This window comes from Micromonospora sp. (assembly GCF_048594385.1).
Taxonomy (GTDB): domain Bacteria; phylum Actinomycetota; class Actinomycetes; order Mycobacteriales; family Micromonosporaceae; genus Micromonospora; species Micromonospora wenchangensis.
In genome coordinates, this window is record NZ_JBMDWU010000314.1 from 1 (window position 1) to 15,181 (window position 15,181).

Here is a 15,181-nt window from a genome sequence, read left to right on the forward strand (position 1 = left end):
ACGTCGCGGACCAGGTCCACCCCGTGTTCCCGGGCGATGGTGGCCAGGTTGCGGGTCAGGTGGTAGTCGAACGGGCCGACCCCGTCGCCCATCGCCAGGGTCGCCGCGTTCTCCCGGGACTGCTGGCCCGGCGCGACCACCGCCGCGTCCACCGAGACGATCTCGGCGACGTCCGGGTCCAGGCCGTGGCTGGCCCCGTGGCCGATCTCCTCGGTGACGGTGACCAGCAGATGGGCGGTGACGGTGGGGGTGATGCCGGCGTCCACCACCGCCTTGAACGCGGTCAGCACCGCCGCCACCCCGGCCTTGTCGTCCAGGTGCCGGGACTTCACGTACCCGGACGGGGTGACCATCGGGTTGGGCAGGAACGCCACGAAGTCGCCCGCGTCGATGCCCAGCGCCCGCAGGCCGGCGATGTCCTCGACCGGCTCGTCGACCCGGACCTCGACGTGCTGCCAACCGACGCCCTGAAGGTCGACGTCGTCGTTGTAGCGGTGCCCGCTGGCCTTCAACGGCAGCACCTGCCCGGTGACCACCCGGTCGAGGTCGTCGGTGAAGATCCGCACGTGCGCGCCCTCGGCGAACCGGGCCGAGTGGGTGCCGATGGTCTTCAGCTCCAGCCGGCCGTTCTCCTTGAGCCGCTTGACCATCCCGCCGATGGTGTCGGTGTGCACCACGATCGCCCGGTCGGCGCCGGTCTGCCGGGGGCCGGGCAGGCAGGCGCTGAGCGCCCCCCGCCGGGTCAGCGTGGACGGGATGCCCAGCGCGGACAGCCGTTCCCCCACGTACTGCTGCACGTGGTCGGTCCGCCCCGACGGGCTCGGGATGTCAAGCAGTTCCACCAGCACCTGGCGCAGGTAGTCCAGGTCGATCTCCAGGGGCTTGAGGCTCACGCGACCCCTCCGGGCCCGGCCGGGCTCCAGAGGCGCTGCGGGGCCCGGGTGCCCGGGAATAGCAGGTCCACGAAGCGCTCGGCGGTCGGCTGGGGCTCGTGGTTGGCCAGCCCCGGCCGCTCGTTCGCCTCGATGAACACGTGCTCGGGCTGGTCGGGGGCGGGGACCAGCAGGTCCAGCCCGGTCACCGGAATGTCCAGGGCCCGGCTCGCCGCCACGCAGGCAGTGGCGATCGCCGGGTGCAGTTCGGCCGTCACGTCGTGGATTGTGCCACCGGTGTGGAGGTTCGCCGTCCGGCGCACCGCCAACACCTGCCCCTCGGGCAGCACGTCGTGCATCCGGTGCCCGGCCTCGGCCACCACCTCGCGGGTCATCTCGTCGATCGGGATGCGGGACTCGCCGCCGGTGGCGGCGGCCCGTCGCCGGCTCTGCCGCTCGATCAGCTCGGTGACGTCGTGCACGCCGTCGCCGGTGATCTGCGCCGGTCGGCGTACGGCGGCGGCCACCACCTCGTGGTCGATCACGATCACCCGCAGGTCCTCGCCGGCGCGCAGCTCCTCGATCAGCACGTCGGGGCAGAACCGGCGGGCCAGCTCGACGGCCGCGGCCAGCGCCTCGGCGGTGCGTACCCCGACGGTGATGCCGTTGCCCTGCTCGCCCCGGGCCGGCTTTACCACCACCGGGCCGACGTCGGTGAGGAAGGCCAGGTCGTCGGGGTCGCCGGTGGCGGTCCGGCCGCGCGGCACCGACAGGCCCGCCTCGGTGAGGATGCGCCGGGTGACCCGCTTGTCGTCGCAGCGGCTCATCGCCACCGCCGAGGTCAGCTCGGACAGCGACTCGCGGGTGACGATCGTCCGGCCGCCGTTGGTCAGCCGCAGCTCACCCCAGTGCGCGTCGGTGACCTCCACCCGGATGCCGCGTCGCATCGCCTCGTCGGCGACGATCTTCGCGTACGGGTTCAGCTCGTCGTAACCCGCCGGGGCGGAGGGCAGGAACAGCCGTTCGTTGATCGGGTTCTTCCGCTTGACGCAGAGCGTCCCGGTGCGGTGGAAGCCCAGCCGCTCGTAGAGCCGGATCGCGCCGGAGTTCTCGGCCAGCACCGACAGGTCGACGAACGCGCGACCCCGCTCGTCGAGCCGGTCGGCCAGCTCGGTGAGCAGGGCCTGGCCGGTGCCGGGCGGGGCGGTGTTGAAGTCCACCGTCAGGCACCACAGGCTCGCGCCGTTCTCCCGGTCGCCGAAGACCGCCACGTGGTCGACGCCGGTGATGGTGCCGACGATCTCCCCGGTGCTCGCCTCGGCCACCAGGTGCAGGAACCGGTCGGTGCCGGCGTTGTCGACAAGCACCTCCACCGGCGCGGTGACCATGCCGTTGCGGGCGTAGATCCGGTTCACCGCGTCGGCGTCGTCGGCGTCGCGCAGCGGCCGGACGACCAACCCCGGGATCTCCATCCGCCCGGTGGCCTCCGGGCGGCGCTCGCCCAGCGGCAGCCGGTAGGTAAGCGACGGGTCGATGAACAGCTCGTCGGGCAGCCGGGACACCAGCACGTGCGGGTCGCGCAGGTAGATGCAGATGTCCCGGGCGCCGGCCGCCTCGGACCGCAGCACGTGGGCCACGGCGACCTGTTCGTCGAAGGTCTGGCCGAAGACCAGCCGCCCCCAGCCGCAGTCGAGGACCACGTCGGACGGCCCGGCCGGTTCCCGGCGCGGCTGCTCCGGGGCGACCCCCGGGGCGACCGGGTCGCCACCGGGGCCGATGCGTTCCCGGCGGCGGCCGAGCACCCGCTCCCGGTCGGTTCGGGCCGTGCCGGTCGCGAGGGTCTCGTTCACGGTCAGTCGATTCCGTGGCTCTGGAGCCACATTTCCAGGAGTCCCAGTTGCCACAGTTTGTTTCCGTTCAACGGGGTCAGTTCGGCGTTCGGGTCGGCGAGCAGCGCATTGACGTAGTCGGCACGGAACAGGTCGCGGCGGCGGGCCTGCGGCGCGGTGAGCGCGTCGCGGACCCGGTCGAGGAGCTTGCCCTCCAGGTGGGTCAGGCCGGGCACCGGGAAGTAGCCCTTGGGGCGGTCGATCACCTCGTGCGGCAGGACCCGGCGGCCGATCTCCTTGAGCACGCCCTTGCCGCCCTGGGCCAGCTTCAGCTCGGGCGGGCAGCTCGCCGCCAGCTCCACGAACTCGTGGTCGAGGAACGGCACCCGGGCCTCCAGGCCGTGTGCCATGGTCATGTTGTCGACCCGCTTCACCGGGTCGTCGGTGAGCATGATCTGGGTGTCGATCCGCAGGCCGGCGTCGACGGCGGTCTGCGCCCCGGCCCGGCCCAGGTGGGCGGCGACGAACTCGCGCGCCGGGTCGCCGTCGGCCAGCCACGCCGGGTTGAGCACCCGGGCCAGCCCGGCCGCGTCCCGGTCGAAGAACGCCTTCGCGTACGAGTCGAGGGCCTGCTCCCGGTCGATGCCGGCAAGCGGCGGGTACCAGTGGTAGCCGCCGAGGATCTCGTCCGCGCCCTGGCCGGACTGGACCACCTTGACGTGCCGGGACACCTCCTGGCTGAGCAGGTAGAACGCGACGCAGTCGTGGCTGACCATCGGCTCGCTCATCGCGGCCACCGCCGCCTCCAGCGGCGGCACCAGGTCACCGGCGGCCACCTTGAGCTGGTGGTGGTCGGTGCCGAAGGTCTGCGCCACCAGGTCGGAGTAGACGAACTCGTCGCCCTCCCGGCCGCCGACGGCGTCGAAACCGATGGAGAAGGTGGACAGCCCGGAGCGGGTCTGCCCCTCGCCGGCCAGCAGCGCCACCACCAGGCTGGAGTCCAGGCCGCCGGAGAGCAGCACCCCCACCGGCACGTCGGCGACCATCCGGCGGCGTACGGCGGTGGTCAGCGACTCCAGCAGGGCGTCCTCCCAGTCGCGGGCCGACCAGTCGGCGCGCGACGCGTCCCGGGTGAAGGACGGGTCCCAGTAGACCCGCTCGTGGGTACGGCCGTCCGGCTCGTAGACCCGGACGGTGGCCGGGGGGAGCTTGGTGACACCGCGCAGGATGGTGCGCGGCGGCGGCACGATGCTGTGGAAGCTGAGATAGTGCGACAGCGCCACCGGGTCGATGGTGGTGTCGATCCCGCCACCGGCCAGCAGGGCGGGCAGGGTGCTGGCGAACCGCACCACGCCCGGCGTCTCGGCCAGGTAGAGCGGCTTGATGCCGAGCCGGTCCCGGGCCAGCACCAGGCGGCCGGTGTCCCGCTCGGTGATCGCGACGGCGAACATGCCGATCAGGTGGTCGACGAAGTCGAGCCCCCACTCGGCGTACGCCTTGACCACCACCTCGCTGTCGCCGGAGGAGAAGAAGCGGTGTCCCTTGCCCTGCAACTCCTGGCGCAGCTCGCGGTAGTTGTAGATGCAACCGTTGAACACTCCGGTGAGCCCGGCGGCCGGGTCGACGATCGGTTGCCCGCTGGCGGCGGAGAGGTCGATGATCTTCAAGCGGCGGTGCCCGAGGGCGGTGGCCCCCTGTGACCACACTCCGCTGTCGTCGGGCCCCCGGTCACTCATCGTGGCCGCCATGCGTTCCACCGCCGACACATCGGCCCGGGAACCGTCACGGCGGAACTCTCCCGCAAGTCCGCACATGCCAGCCAATGCTGCCAGAGGTTGTTGCAGTTCGCCTGTTGAGACGATGACGAACGTGTGACAGCTTGCTACGATGCGCCGTCACCGACGGTGGTTGCCTGTCATGGTGTCGATTGCTGCCCGCCCGGTGACGGATGCCGGAAATGCGCCGGGCCCACGGTGTGAAGAACACCGCAGACCCGGTCACCGCGCCAGGGTCAGCCGGCGGTACGGGCCACCCCGACCGGGCAGCTCAGCCCGTTCGGGCCGTGGTTGCAGTAGCCGTTCGGGTTCTTCGTCGGGGCCAGGTACTGCTGGTGGTAGTCCTCGGCGAAGAAGTAGTCGCCGAGCGGGGCGATCTCGGTGGTGATCTCACCCTTGCCGGCCCGCGCCACGATCGGCGCGAACGCGTCCCGGGACGCCTGCGCGGTGGCCAACTGCTCGTCGCTGGTGGTGTAGATCGTCGAGCGGTACTGGCTGCCGACGTCGTTGCCCTGGCGCATGCCCTGGGTCGGGTCGTGGTTCTCCCAGAACACCTTGAGCAGGTCCTCGTAGCTGATCACGGCGGGGTCGTAGACCACCTGGACCACCTCGGCGTGCCCGGTCATCCCCGAACACACCTCCTCGTACGTGGGGTTGGCGGTGTAGCCGCCCGCGTAGCCGACCGAGGTGGTCAGCACCCCCGGCAGGGTCCAGAACAGCCGCTCGGCACCCCAGAAGCACCCCATGCCGAACACGGCGACCCGGGCGCCCTGCGGGAACGGGCCCTTCAGCGACGACGGCAGCACCTCGTGCCGGTCCCCGATCGGCATCGCGATCGGGCGGCCGGGCAGGGCCTGGTCGGGGCTGATCATCTCGGCCTTCATGCGGCGAAGGAACACGGTGGAACTCCTCTCGTACCTCTCCCCGCATGCAACACCGGCGGGCCCGGCTTCCTTACCCGCTGCGTCCCGGCTCTCGCCCCCGGGCCCCGCCGAATATCGGCGGGTCTCAGGCCAGGGCGGCGGCGATCCGCCCGGCGTAGGAGTCGGCCTCGGCGTCGTCGGCGTAGCGGGTACGCGGCCAGAAGAAGCCGCGCAGGCCGTCGCCCCTGGTCCTCGGCACCACGTGGGTGTGCAGGTGTGGCACCGACTGGGACACCCGGTTGTTCATCGCCACGAACGTCCCACCCGCCCCCAGACCGGATTCCACGGCCGCGGCCAGGCGTTGCACCAGGCCGAAGTAGCCGGGCAGGTCGGCCGTCGGCAGGTCGGTCAGGGTGACCAGGTGGGTACGGGGCACCACCAGGACGTGCCCCTTGAACACCGGCCGGGTGTCCAGGAACGCCACCCCGTCCGGCTCGTCGGCCACCCGGAACGCCGGCACCTCACCGGCCACGATCTGACAGAACACACACCCGCTCACCCGCGCAGCCTAAGGTCCCGCGCGCCCACCCGCCACGCACCGGGGCGCAGGTGCGGGGTGAGCCGGCACGGGTTCCGGTCGACCGGTGGGTGCGGCGGACTAACGTCTGCGGGATGAGTCACGGCTTCGAGACGCTCGCCATCCACGCCGGCCAGGACCCGGAGGCCCGCACCGGCGCGGTGATCCCCCCGATCTACCAGACCAGCACGTACGCCCAGGACGCCGTCGGCGCGCCCCGGCAGGGCTACGAGTACAGCCGCTCCGGCAACCCCACCCGCGACGCCCTCCAGGAGTGCCTGGCCGCGCTGGAGGGAGGTCGGGTCGGGCTCGCCTTCGCCAGCGGCCTGGCTGCCGAGGACACCCTGCTGCGGGCCGTCTGCTCGCCCGGCGACCACGTGGTGATCCCCGACGACGCGTACGGCGGCACGTACCGGCTGTTCGCCCGGGTCGCCGAGCGGTGGGGGCTGACGTACACCCCGGCGAAGGTCTCCGACGTCGACGCGGTCCGGGCCGCGATCCGCCCCGAGACGAAGATCGTCTGGGTGGAGACGCCGACGAACCCGCTGCTCGGCATCGCCGACATCGCCGCCCTGGCCGGGATCGCGCACGAGGCCGGGGCGCTGCTGGCGGTCGACAACACGTTCGCCTCGCCGTACCTGCAGCAGCCGCTCGCGCACGGCGCGGACGTGGTGGTGCACTCCACCACCAAGTACGTCGGCGGGCACTCCGACGTGGTCGGTGGCGCGTTGATCGTCGCCGATCCGACCCTCGGCGACGAGCTGCGCTACCACCAGAACGCGATGGGCGCGATCAACGGCCCGTTCGACGCCTGGCTCACCCTGCGCGGCATCAAGACCCTCGGGGTACGGATGGACCGGCACTGCGACAACGCCGAACGGATCGCCGCCTTCCTCGACGGGCACACGAAGGTCGCCCAGGTCATCTACCCCGGCCTGCCGTCCCACCCGGGGCACGAGGTGGCCGCCAAGCAGATGCGCCGCTTCGGCGGGATGATCTCCTTCCGGGCCGCCGGCGGCGAGGAACACGCCGTGCAGGTCTGCAACCGGGCCCGGCTGTTCGTCCTCGCCGAGTCGCTCGGTGGGGTGGAGTCGCTGATCGAGCACCCGGGCCGGATGACACACGCAAGTGCTGCCGGCTCGCCGCTTGAAGTTCCCGGCGATCTCGTGCGACTGTCTGTCGGCATCGAGACGGTCGACGACCTGCTCGCCGATCTGGAGCAGGCGCTGGGCTGACCGCGGGCTGGGAAGAGGTGGCCGTGCAGGACATCATGCCGACCTGGGTGGGGGCGACCGCCAAGCAGATCGCCCGGGGGGTACGCCGGGGCGACGTCTCCGCCACCCAGGTCGTCGCCGACCACCTGGACCACGTCGGCCGGGTCGACGGCGCACTCTCCGCGTTCCGGGTGGTCCGGGGCGGTGAGGCGATCACCGAGGCGGAGAAGGTCGACGAGCAGGAGGAGCTGGCCAACCTCCCGCTCGCCGGGGTGCCGGTGGCGGTCAAGGAGAACACCCCGGTCGCCGGCCTGCCCACCTGGAACGGGTCGGTCGCCGCGCGTACCGCGGTGGCGGAGGCCGACCACGAGGTGGTGCGCCGGCTGCGCGGCGCGGGCGCGGTGATCCTCGGGGTGACCCGGATGCCGGAGCTGGGACTCTGGGCGATCACCGACGACGCGACCGCCGTCACCCGTAACCCGTGGGACCTGCGGTACACCCCCGGCGGGTCCTCCGGCGGGGCCGCCGCGGCGGTCGCGGCGGGGCTGGTGCCGATCGCGCACGGCAACGACGGGCTCGGGTCGATCCGCATCCCGGCCGCCTGCTGCGGCCTGGTCGGGCTCAAGCCCGGCCGGGGCGTGGTCCCGTGCCAGCTCGGCGCGGAGGACTGGTTCGGGCTGACCGAGCACGGCATGCTCACCACCACCGTCGCCGACGCCGCCGTCGGCTTCCAGGTGCTCGCCGGGCGTCGCCCCGACAAACTCGTCCCGCCGCCCCGGCTGCGGGTCGGTGTGTCACTGCGCTCCCCGGTGCGCGGCGTCGCGCCGGACGCCCCCAACCGGGACGCGGTGGCCGCCGCCGGCCGGCTGCTCGCCGCCGCCGGCCACGACACCGTGCCCGCCGACCCGGTCTACCCGACCGCGCTCGGCCTCCAGGGCATCGCCACCTGGCTCGCCGCCGCCGCGTCCGACGTCCGGGCCGCCGGGATCGACCGGCGCGGCCTGCAACGACGCAGCCGCCGGCACGTCGCGCTGGGGGAGTGGGCGCAACGCCGGGGGTACGTGCGGGAGGCCGACCGGGCCGCCTGGCGGGACCGCTCCGTCGGCTTCTTCACCGACCACGGGATCGACCTGCTGCTCACCCCGGCGCTGGCCGGGCCGCCGCCGGAGGCCACCTCCTGGTCCGGCCGTTCCTGGCTGGCGAACATGAGGACCAACATCCGGTACGCCCCGTTCGCCGCCCCGTGGAACGTCGCCGGCCTGCCGTCGATCGTGGTGCCGGTGGGCCGCCGCCCGGACGGCCTGCCGGTCGCCGCGCAACTGGTCGGCCCGCCCGGCTCGGAGCTGCTGCTGCTCGGGGTGGCCGGGCAGTTCGAGATGCAGGCCCCGTGGGCCCGGCACGCCCCCGGCTACCCCCGGGTCGACACGCCCTCCCCGGCGGTCGGGCCGAGGGCTGGTGGCACGATCGGGGCATGACGGAACTGGTCGACCTCGCCGACGTACGGGCCGCCCGGGAGCTGCTCGCCGGGGTCACCCGGACCACCCCGCTGGAGCCGTCCCGGCCGTTGAGCGCGGCACTGGCCGGGCCGGTGTGGCTCAAGTGCGAGAACCTGCAACGCGCCGGCTCGTACAAGGTGCGTGGCGCGTACGTGCGGATCTCCCGGTTGTCGGCGCGGGAGCGGGACCGGGGCGTGGTCGCGGCCAGTGCCGGCAACCACGCCCAGGGGGTGGCGCTCGCCGCCGGCCTGGTCGGCACCCACGCCACCGTCTTCATGCCGGTCAACGCGCCGCTGCCGAAGGTGGCCGCCACCAAGGGGTACGGCGCGCGGATCGAGCTGATCGGCAACACCGTCGACGAGTCGCTGGTGGCCGCGCAGACCTTCGCGGAGCGGACCGGCGCGGTGTTCATCCACCCGTTCGACCATCCGGACGTGATCGCCGGGCAGGGCACCGTCGCACTGGAGATCCTCGAACAGTGTCCCGAGGTCGAGACGATCATCACGGGGGTCGGCGGTGGCGGCCTGATCTCCGGGATGGCGGTGGCCGCGAAGGCGCTGCGGCCCGACGTGCGGATCATCGGCGTCCAGGCGGAAAGCGCCGCCGCCTTCCCGCCCTCCCTGGCCGCCGGGGAACCCGTCCGGCTACCGGCGTTCGCCACGATCGCGGACGGCATCGCGGTCGGCCGGCCCGGGGAGATCACCTTCAACCATGTCCGCAAGCTCGTCGACGAGATGGTCACCGTCGCCGAGGAGGACATCTCCCGGGCATTGCTGATGCTGCTGGAACGGGGCAAGCAGGTGGTCGAGCCGGCCGGGGCGGTCGGGGTGGCCGCGCTGCTCGCCGGGGCGGTGCAGGTACGGACCCCGACGGTGGCGGTGCTCTCCGGCGGCAACATCGACCCGCTGCTGATGATGCGGGTGATCGAGCACGGTCTCGCCGCCGCCGGCCGCTACCTGCGGGTCACCGTCCGCTGCTCGGACCGGCCCGGTCAGCTCGCCTCGCTGCTCACCGAGATCGCCGAGCACCGGGCGAACGTGGTCGACGTGGAGCACCAGCGGGCCAACCCGCACCTGCGGCTCGGCGAGGTGGAGGTGGCCCTGTCGGTGGAGACCCGGGGCGTCGAACACTCCGACACGCTGATCAGCGCCCTACGGGCAAGCGGTTACCAGGTGGTCCTCACGGCCGAGGCGTGAGCCGGCGGCGGTGTACCGGAGGACGACGCCGCCGGGCCCGGTGGACCCGGCGGCGGTGCGGCTCAGCCGGAGAACGGCTCGAAGCTGACGATGGTCACCTTGATGTCCGCCCCGCTGGGCGCGGTGTAGGTGCACGCCTGACCGGGGCGGCCGCCCAGGATGGCCTTGCCGAGCGCCGACTCGGGGCTGTAGACCGTCAGCTCGGTGGTGGCGGCGATCTCCCGCGACCCGAGCAGGAACGTCTCGGTGTCACCCTCGTCGTCGTCGAAGTAGATCGTCACGACCATGCCGGGCGACACCACGTCGGCCGTCGGCGCCTCGCCGACCTGGGCGGTGCGCAGTAGTTCCTTGAGGTAGAGGATGCGGCCCTCGGCCTTGCCCTGCTCCTCGCGGGCGGCGTGGTAGCCACCGTTCTCCCGCAGGTCGCCCTCTTCCCGCCGGGCGTTGATCTCGGCGGCGATGACCGGCCGGTTGGCGATCAGCTCGTCGAGCTCGGCCTGGAGGCGGTCGTGCGCGTCCTGGGACAGCCAGGTGGCGGGCGCCTTGTGGTCATTGGTGGACACAGGCGTACTCCTCGGATGTGCGTGCTGGCTGACAGGTGACTTACCAACCTACCAGTGGGCCGCACTCCGGGGCGTCGTCGATCACCCGGTCGGGCGACGGTGCCGGCGGCCCGCCGGGACGCGGGACCCGGTCCCGTCGCCGTTCAGCCGGCCGGACGGCAGCGGACGACCTCGCCGATGAACGGGCGTTCGGTGGTGGTGACCCGGTGCCGGGTGGTGACGTGCCGCTGGCCGGGGGCCGCGGTCACCGTGACCTCCTCGTGGCCCACCTCGGCCCCGGCGTGCGAGCGGGCCCGGACCAGGCACACCGCCGCGCCGCCCGCGGGCACGGTCACCCGGAAGTCGACCCGGACGCCGGTGTCGTCGACGTCGGTGTAGGTGATCACCTCGGGCTTGTACTCCGGGTCGCCGTAGCGCTGGTAGAGCTGCGTCGAGGCCAGCACCAACCCGGTGATCAGGACCGCCGCCAGCACCCAGCGCAGCAGGGGGCGACGGCGCTCGGGCTCCCGTCGGCGTCCGTACCGGCCGGGCGGGAACACCGGCGCGGCCGAGGGAACTGTGGCGTGCGTCTCGGTCACCGGCGGGTATCTCCTGGCGTTGTTGTCGGCGGCATCGGCAAGAATGACAGGGTCCATCTTCCCAGCCCGGGGCCGAGCCCGGCCCGGCAGGTCGGCAACCGCGCCGGCAGGTCACCACGGCAGGTCGGGCGAGCGACCCGGAGCGGGCCGCCGACGGGCACAGACGAGGAGCGCCCACGTTGGCAGAGAAGCTGCGTCTCATGGCCGTGCACGCACACCCGGACGACGAGTCCAGCAAGGGCGCCGCCACCATGGCGAAGTACGTCGCCGAGGGGGTGGACGTGCTGGTCGTGACCTGTACCGGCGGTGAACGTGGCAGTGTGCTGAACCCCAAGCTGGACCGCCCCGAGGTGTGGGCCAACATCGGCGAGATCCGGCGGGCCGAGATGGACGCCGCGCGGGCCGTCCTCGGCGTCGAGCAGGCCTGGCTGGGCTTCGTCGACTCGGGCCTGCCCGAGGGCGACCCGCTGCCGCCGCTGCCCGAGGGGTGTTTCGCCCTCCAGGACGTCGAGGTGGCGGCCGGGCCGCTGGTGAAGCTGATGCGGGAGTTCCGTCCGCACGTCGTGACCACCTACGACGAGGAGGGCGGCTATCCGCACCCCGACCACATCATGTGCCACCGGGTCAGCGTGGCGGCGTTCGACGCGGCCGGCGACCCCGACCGCTACCCGGAGCTGGGCACTCCCTGGCAGCCGTTGAAGCTCTACTACGACATCGGCTTCTCCAAGGGCAAGATCACCGCTCTGCACGAGGGCATGCTGGCCGCCGGCCTCACCTCGCCGTACGAGGACTGGCTCAAGCGGTGGGACGAGCGGCCGGACAAGGGCCCCCGGATCACCACCCGGGTCGAGTGCGCCGAGTACTTCCCGGTCCGTGACGACGCGTTGCGCGCCCACGCCACCCAGGTCGACCCGGACGGCTTCTGGTTCCACGTGCCGATGGAGCTGCAGCAGCGCGCCTGGCCGACCGAGGACTTCCAGCTCGTCCGCTCGACGGTCGACTCCCCGCTGCCGGAATCCGACCTGTTCGCCGGGGTACGCGAAGCCGTCCATGCCGGGTGACCGTGGTGCGGGGCTACGCTGACACTCCACCGCACATCGGAGAAGACACCATGCTGAACGCTGTCCAGGTGCTCGCGGAGAACAACTTCGGGGACACCCGCACGGGCGGCCTGGCCGGGCCGATGGGCCTCTTCCTCATCGTGCTCCTCGGCACCGCCACCGTCCTGCTCATCCGCAACATGAACGCCCGGCTGCGCCGGCTGCCCGAGCGGTTCCCCCACCAGGGTGGTCCGGTCGGGACCGATTCGTCGGCAACCGGCCCGTCGGACGGGACGACGGGGCAGGAATCACGTACGAACCCGTCCAGCGGCCACCAGCAGCCCTGAGAGGGGTGACCGAAGCGTGAATCACGCCGATCCGGGTCGTCGCCCCCTGTTGCGGCCACCCGGATTGGCTTAGCCTTCCGCCGGGGGACGTAAGTCCCTGAGCCGTGCGCGGGAGGGGGTGCCATGACCGTCGTAGCCGCGTTCGTCCGTCGCGCCGTCGACGGCCCCGCGGACGGAGCCGGGCGGTGACCTCCGGCAGGGCCGGCGCGTCCGACGACGGGTCGACGCCGCCGGAGACTCCGCTGCGGGTGCGCGTCCTCACCCTCGCCGTGACGGTGACCGCCCTGGTGGCGGTGCTGGTCGGCCTGCGCCTGCCCACCGCCCTGCCGGCCGACGACCCGCTCCCGGCCGTCGCCCGGTTCGGCATCGTCGCCGCCGTGTTCGCCCTGGCCCAGCTCGCCCGGCTGCGGTTCCGCACCGCCACCGGCATGGTGAGCATCACCTGGGGCGAGGCCGCCCTGATCGTCTGCCTCTACCTGGCGCCGGCCGGCTGGCTGCCGGCCGCCGCGCTGCTCGGCACCGGCGCGGCCTGGACGGCGATGTCGCTGGCCGCCGACCGTCGTCCCCCGGTGGAGCTGGTCCGGATCGCCGCCGCGCTGACCGCGGCCACCGCGCTCGCCGTGGTCGTCGCCACCGCGCTGGGTGAGCCGTTCCTGGCCGGTCCCACCCCGACGCTCGTGCCCGCCCTCGTCGCCGGTGCGGTCACCTACCTGCTCACCACCGCCGGGCTGGGCGGGGCCACCCTGGCCCTGCGGCACGGGGTGGCGGTCGGCCCGGCACTGCTCGTCGCGCTGCGGGGCAAGGTGCTGATGTTCGTCGGCAACGTGCTGGTCGGGCTGGTCGTGGTGGCGTTGCTGGAGATCGACCCGCGGTGGCTGCTGCTGCTCCCGCCGCTGCTCTGGCTGCTCCAGCAGACCTACCGGCACCGGCTGCGCGCCGACCAGGAGCAGCGCACCTGGCGCGCGTTCGCGGAGGCTACCGCCGCCCTCAACCAGCTCGACGAGCGGGGGGTGGCCACCGCCGCGGTGACCGGGGCGCTGGCCCTGTTCGGCGCGGACCTGGTCGACGTCGACGTGGCCCGGGGCGACGGCCGGTGGCGGCGTTACCGGGGTGACTCGTCGGGCCGCGTCCGCGACCGGCAGGTCGGGCCACCCGCGGCGGCGACCCCGGACGCCCACGAACTCGTCCGGCCGCTGGTGGTCGGGGACGTCCAGGTCGGGCAGATCCGGGTCCGGTTCCCCGTCTCCGGGCCGCCCGACGACCGGGAACGGGACGCGCTGGCGGCGTACTCCGACGCCCTGGCCGCCGCCCTGCACGACGCGGCCACCCACCGGGAGCTGCGGCTGGTCAGCGCCCGCTCGTCGTACGACGCGGTGCACGACGCGTTGACCGGGCTGGCCAACCGCACGGCCATGCTGAGCAAGGGCGACCAGGCGTTGCGGCAGCTCGCCCACGATCACCCGGTGGCCCTGCTGCTGCTCGACATCGACCAGTTCAAAGAGGTCAACGACACCCTCGGGCACGCCGCCGGTGACCAGTTGCTGCGGCTCACCGGCAACCGGCTGGGCACCCTGGCCCGTCCCGGTGACCTGCTCGCCCGCCTCGGCGGCGACGAGTTCGCGCTCCTGCTGACGTCGGTCCCGGTGATCGGCGACCGGGCCGCCCCGATGGCGTACGCGCTGCGGCAGGCCCGGGAGATCGCCGAGCGGCTGGCCGCGCCGACCGAGGTGGCCGGGGTGCGGATGTCGGTGGAGGTCTCGGTGGGGGTGGTGGTGGCCGGGGCGGGCAGCGCCGACCTGACCGAGCTGCTGCGCCGGGCCGACATCGCCATGTACCAGGCGAAGGAGGGCGGCGGCAGCGTCGCCGCGTACGACAGCACCCGGGACGCCGCCAGCACCGACCAGTTGGCCCTGCTGGCCGAGCTGCGGGAGGCGTTGCAGGCCGACGACCAGCTGGTGCTGGCCCTGCAACCGGCGGTCGACCTGGCCACCGGCGCGCCGACCGGGGTGGAGGCGCTGATCCGCTGGCAGCATCCCCGGCGGGGCTGGCTCGGCCCGGCCGACTTCATCCGCCCGGTGGAGAACAGCGAACAGCTCGGCACCTTCACCCGGTACGTGCTGGACAAGGCGCTGTCGGTGGCCGCCGGGTGGGCCCGCGACGGGTTGGACGTGCCGATCTCGGTGAACCTGTCGGCGCGCAGCCTGCTCGACCCCCGGCTGCCGGCGGAGATCGCCGACGCGCTGCGCCGGCACCAGGTGCCGCCGCACAAGCTGGTTCTGGAGATCACCGAGACGGTGGTGATGAGCGAGCTGGAGGTGATCGACGAGGTGCTGGCGAACCTGCGCAGGATGGGCGTCCAGCTGGCCGTCGACGACTTCGGCACCGGCTTCTCGTCGCTGTCGTTCGTGACCCGGATCGCCGTGGACGAGCTGAAGGTGGACCGCTCCTTCGTGATCCGGATGGCCGACTCGCCGGAGGCGGCGGCGATCGTCCGGGCCACCGTCGGGCTCGCCCACGAGCTGGGGTTGCGGGTGGTCGCCGAGGGGGTGGAGACGGCCGAGCAGCGGGCCGCGCTGGTGGCGTTGGGCTGCACGGCCGCCCAGGGCTACCACTTCTTCAAGCCGATGCCCGCCGACAAGATCGGCGCGGTGCTCGGCTCGCTGCGCGACTCCGCCGAGTCGAACGTCTTCCCGCTGCGCGCCGACGGCGTCTCCTGACCGCGCCGCACCCCGCAGGCCCGGCGCGGCCCCGCCCGCCGGCACGGTCGGTCGGTCGTGATCGACTCAAGGGTGCCGATGTAGCGGTATCCCGGCACCGGGATACCGCTACAA

At 73.1% G+C, this 15,181-nt stretch carries 13 protein-coding genes; 6 read left to right on the plus strand and 7 right to left on the minus strand.

The features are described from left to right. The 5 genes from ACOJTC_RS16745 to ACOJTC_RS16765 all read right to left on the minus strand — a co-directional run. Positions 1-893: M20/M25/M40 family metallo-hydrolase (locus tag ACOJTC_RS16745; RefSeq protein WP_420117582.1), on the minus strand; the 893-nt coding region annotated here is incomplete at its 3' end. Further along, positions 890-2,722: an N-acetylglutaminylglutamine synthetase gene (gene ngg, locus ACOJTC_RS16750; RefSeq protein ID WP_420117583.1), complete on the minus strand. Its 1,833-nt coding sequence runs from the start codon at positions 2,720-2,722 to the stop codon at positions 890-892. The genes ngg and ACOJTC_RS16745, both read right to left, overlap by 4 nt. Before the next feature lie 2 nt (positions 2,723-2,724). Next, complete coding sequence (locus ACOJTC_RS16755) at positions 2,725-4,515, minus strand: N-acetylglutaminylglutamine amidotransferase (protein ID WP_420117584.1); 1,791 nt, start codon at positions 4,513-4,515, stop codon at positions 2,725-2,727. 197 nt (positions 4,516-4,712) lie between these two features. Next, a complete protein-coding gene (gene msrA, locus ACOJTC_RS16760) occupies positions 4,713-5,375 on the minus strand; it encodes a peptide-methionine (S)-S-oxide reductase MsrA (RefSeq protein ID WP_420117585.1) in 663 nt (220 codons plus the stop codon). Positions 5,376-5,484: 109 nt separating this feature from the next. Next, positions 5,485-5,898 carry an HIT family protein gene (locus tag ACOJTC_RS16765; RefSeq protein ID WP_420117586.1) on the minus strand — a complete coding sequence of 138 codons (414 nt, stop codon included), beginning with the start codon at positions 5,896-5,898 and terminating at the stop codon, positions 5,485-5,487. Between the two features lie 113 nt (positions 5,899-6,011). Here ACOJTC_RS16765 and ACOJTC_RS16770 point away from each other — a divergent pair, with 113 nt between their 5' ends. Genes ACOJTC_RS16770 through ilvA form a run of 3 tightly spaced genes read left to right on the plus strand, consistent with a single transcriptional unit; the run spans position 6,012 to position 9,822 of the window. Then, positions 6,012-7,151, plus strand: a complete 1,140-nt coding sequence (locus tag ACOJTC_RS16770; protein WP_420117587.1) for a cystathionine gamma-synthase — start codon at positions 6,012-6,014, stop codon at positions 7,149-7,151. A 17-nt stretch (positions 7,152-7,168) separates the two neighbouring features. Beyond that, positions 7,169-8,605 (plus strand): amidase, encoded by a 1,437-nt coding sequence (locus ACOJTC_RS16775; protein WP_204928280.1) that lies wholly within the window; start codon positions 7,169-7,171, stop codon positions 8,603-8,605. Then, on the plus strand, positions 8,602-9,822 hold the full coding sequence (gene ilvA / locus ACOJTC_RS16780) for a threonine ammonia-lyase (RefSeq protein ID WP_420117588.1): 1,221 nt from the start codon (positions 8,602-8,604) through the stop codon (positions 9,820-9,822). The genes ACOJTC_RS16775 and ilvA overlap by 4 nt, the downstream gene beginning before the upstream one ends. Before the next feature lie 62 nt (positions 9,823-9,884). Here the strand turns inward: ilvA and greA are convergent, their stop codons facing one another. Next, entirely contained in the window at positions 9,885-10,385 is a 501-nt protein-coding gene (greA, locus tag ACOJTC_RS16785) for a transcription elongation factor GreA (protein ID WP_204928278.1), read from the minus strand. Between the two features lie 143 nt (positions 10,386-10,528). Continuing rightward, on the minus strand, positions 10,529-10,963 hold the full coding sequence (locus ACOJTC_RS16790; protein ID WP_420117589.1) for a DUF4307 domain-containing protein: 435 nt from the start codon (positions 10,961-10,963) through the stop codon (positions 10,529-10,531). 179 nt (positions 10,964-11,142) lie between these two features. Here ACOJTC_RS16790 and mca point away from each other — a divergent pair, with 179 nt between their 5' ends. The 3 genes from mca (at position 11,143) to ACOJTC_RS16805 (ending at position 15,067) form a co-directional block, all read left to right on the plus strand. Further along, positions 11,143-12,024: a mycothiol conjugate amidase Mca gene (mca, locus tag ACOJTC_RS16795; protein ID WP_420117590.1), complete on the plus strand. Its 882-nt coding sequence runs from the start codon at positions 11,143-11,145 to the stop codon at positions 12,022-12,024. A gap of 50 nt (positions 12,025-12,074) precedes the next feature. Further along, positions 12,075-12,350, plus strand: coding sequence for a hypothetical protein (locus ACOJTC_RS16800; protein ID WP_204928275.1), 276 nt, complete (start codon positions 12,075-12,077; stop codon positions 12,348-12,350). Positions 12,351-12,592: 242 nt separating this feature from the next. Next, positions 12,593-15,067 carry a putative bifunctional diguanylate cyclase/phosphodiesterase gene (locus ACOJTC_RS16805; protein WP_420117591.1) on the plus strand — a complete coding sequence of 825 codons (2,475 nt, stop codon included), beginning with the start codon at positions 12,593-12,595 and terminating at the stop codon, positions 15,065-15,067. Positions 15,068-15,181 lie beyond the last annotated feature (114 nt).

Coding starts and splice junctions, on each gene's coding strand:
- ACOJTC_RS16770 (WP_420117587.1), top strand. CDS start 6,012: ATGAGTCACGGCTTCGAGACGCTCGCCATCCACGCCGGCCAGGACCCG.
- ACOJTC_RS16755 (WP_420117584.1), bottom strand. CDS start 4,515: ATGTGCGGACTTGCGGGAGAGTTCCGCCGTGACGGTTCCCGGGCCGAT.
- ilvA (WP_420117588.1), top strand. CDS start 8,602: ATGACGGAACTGGTCGACCTCGCCGACGTACGGGCCGCCCGGGAGCTG.
- ACOJTC_RS16800 (WP_204928275.1), top strand. CDS start 12,075: ATGCTGAACGCTGTCCAGGTGCTCGCGGAGAACAACTTCGGGGACACC.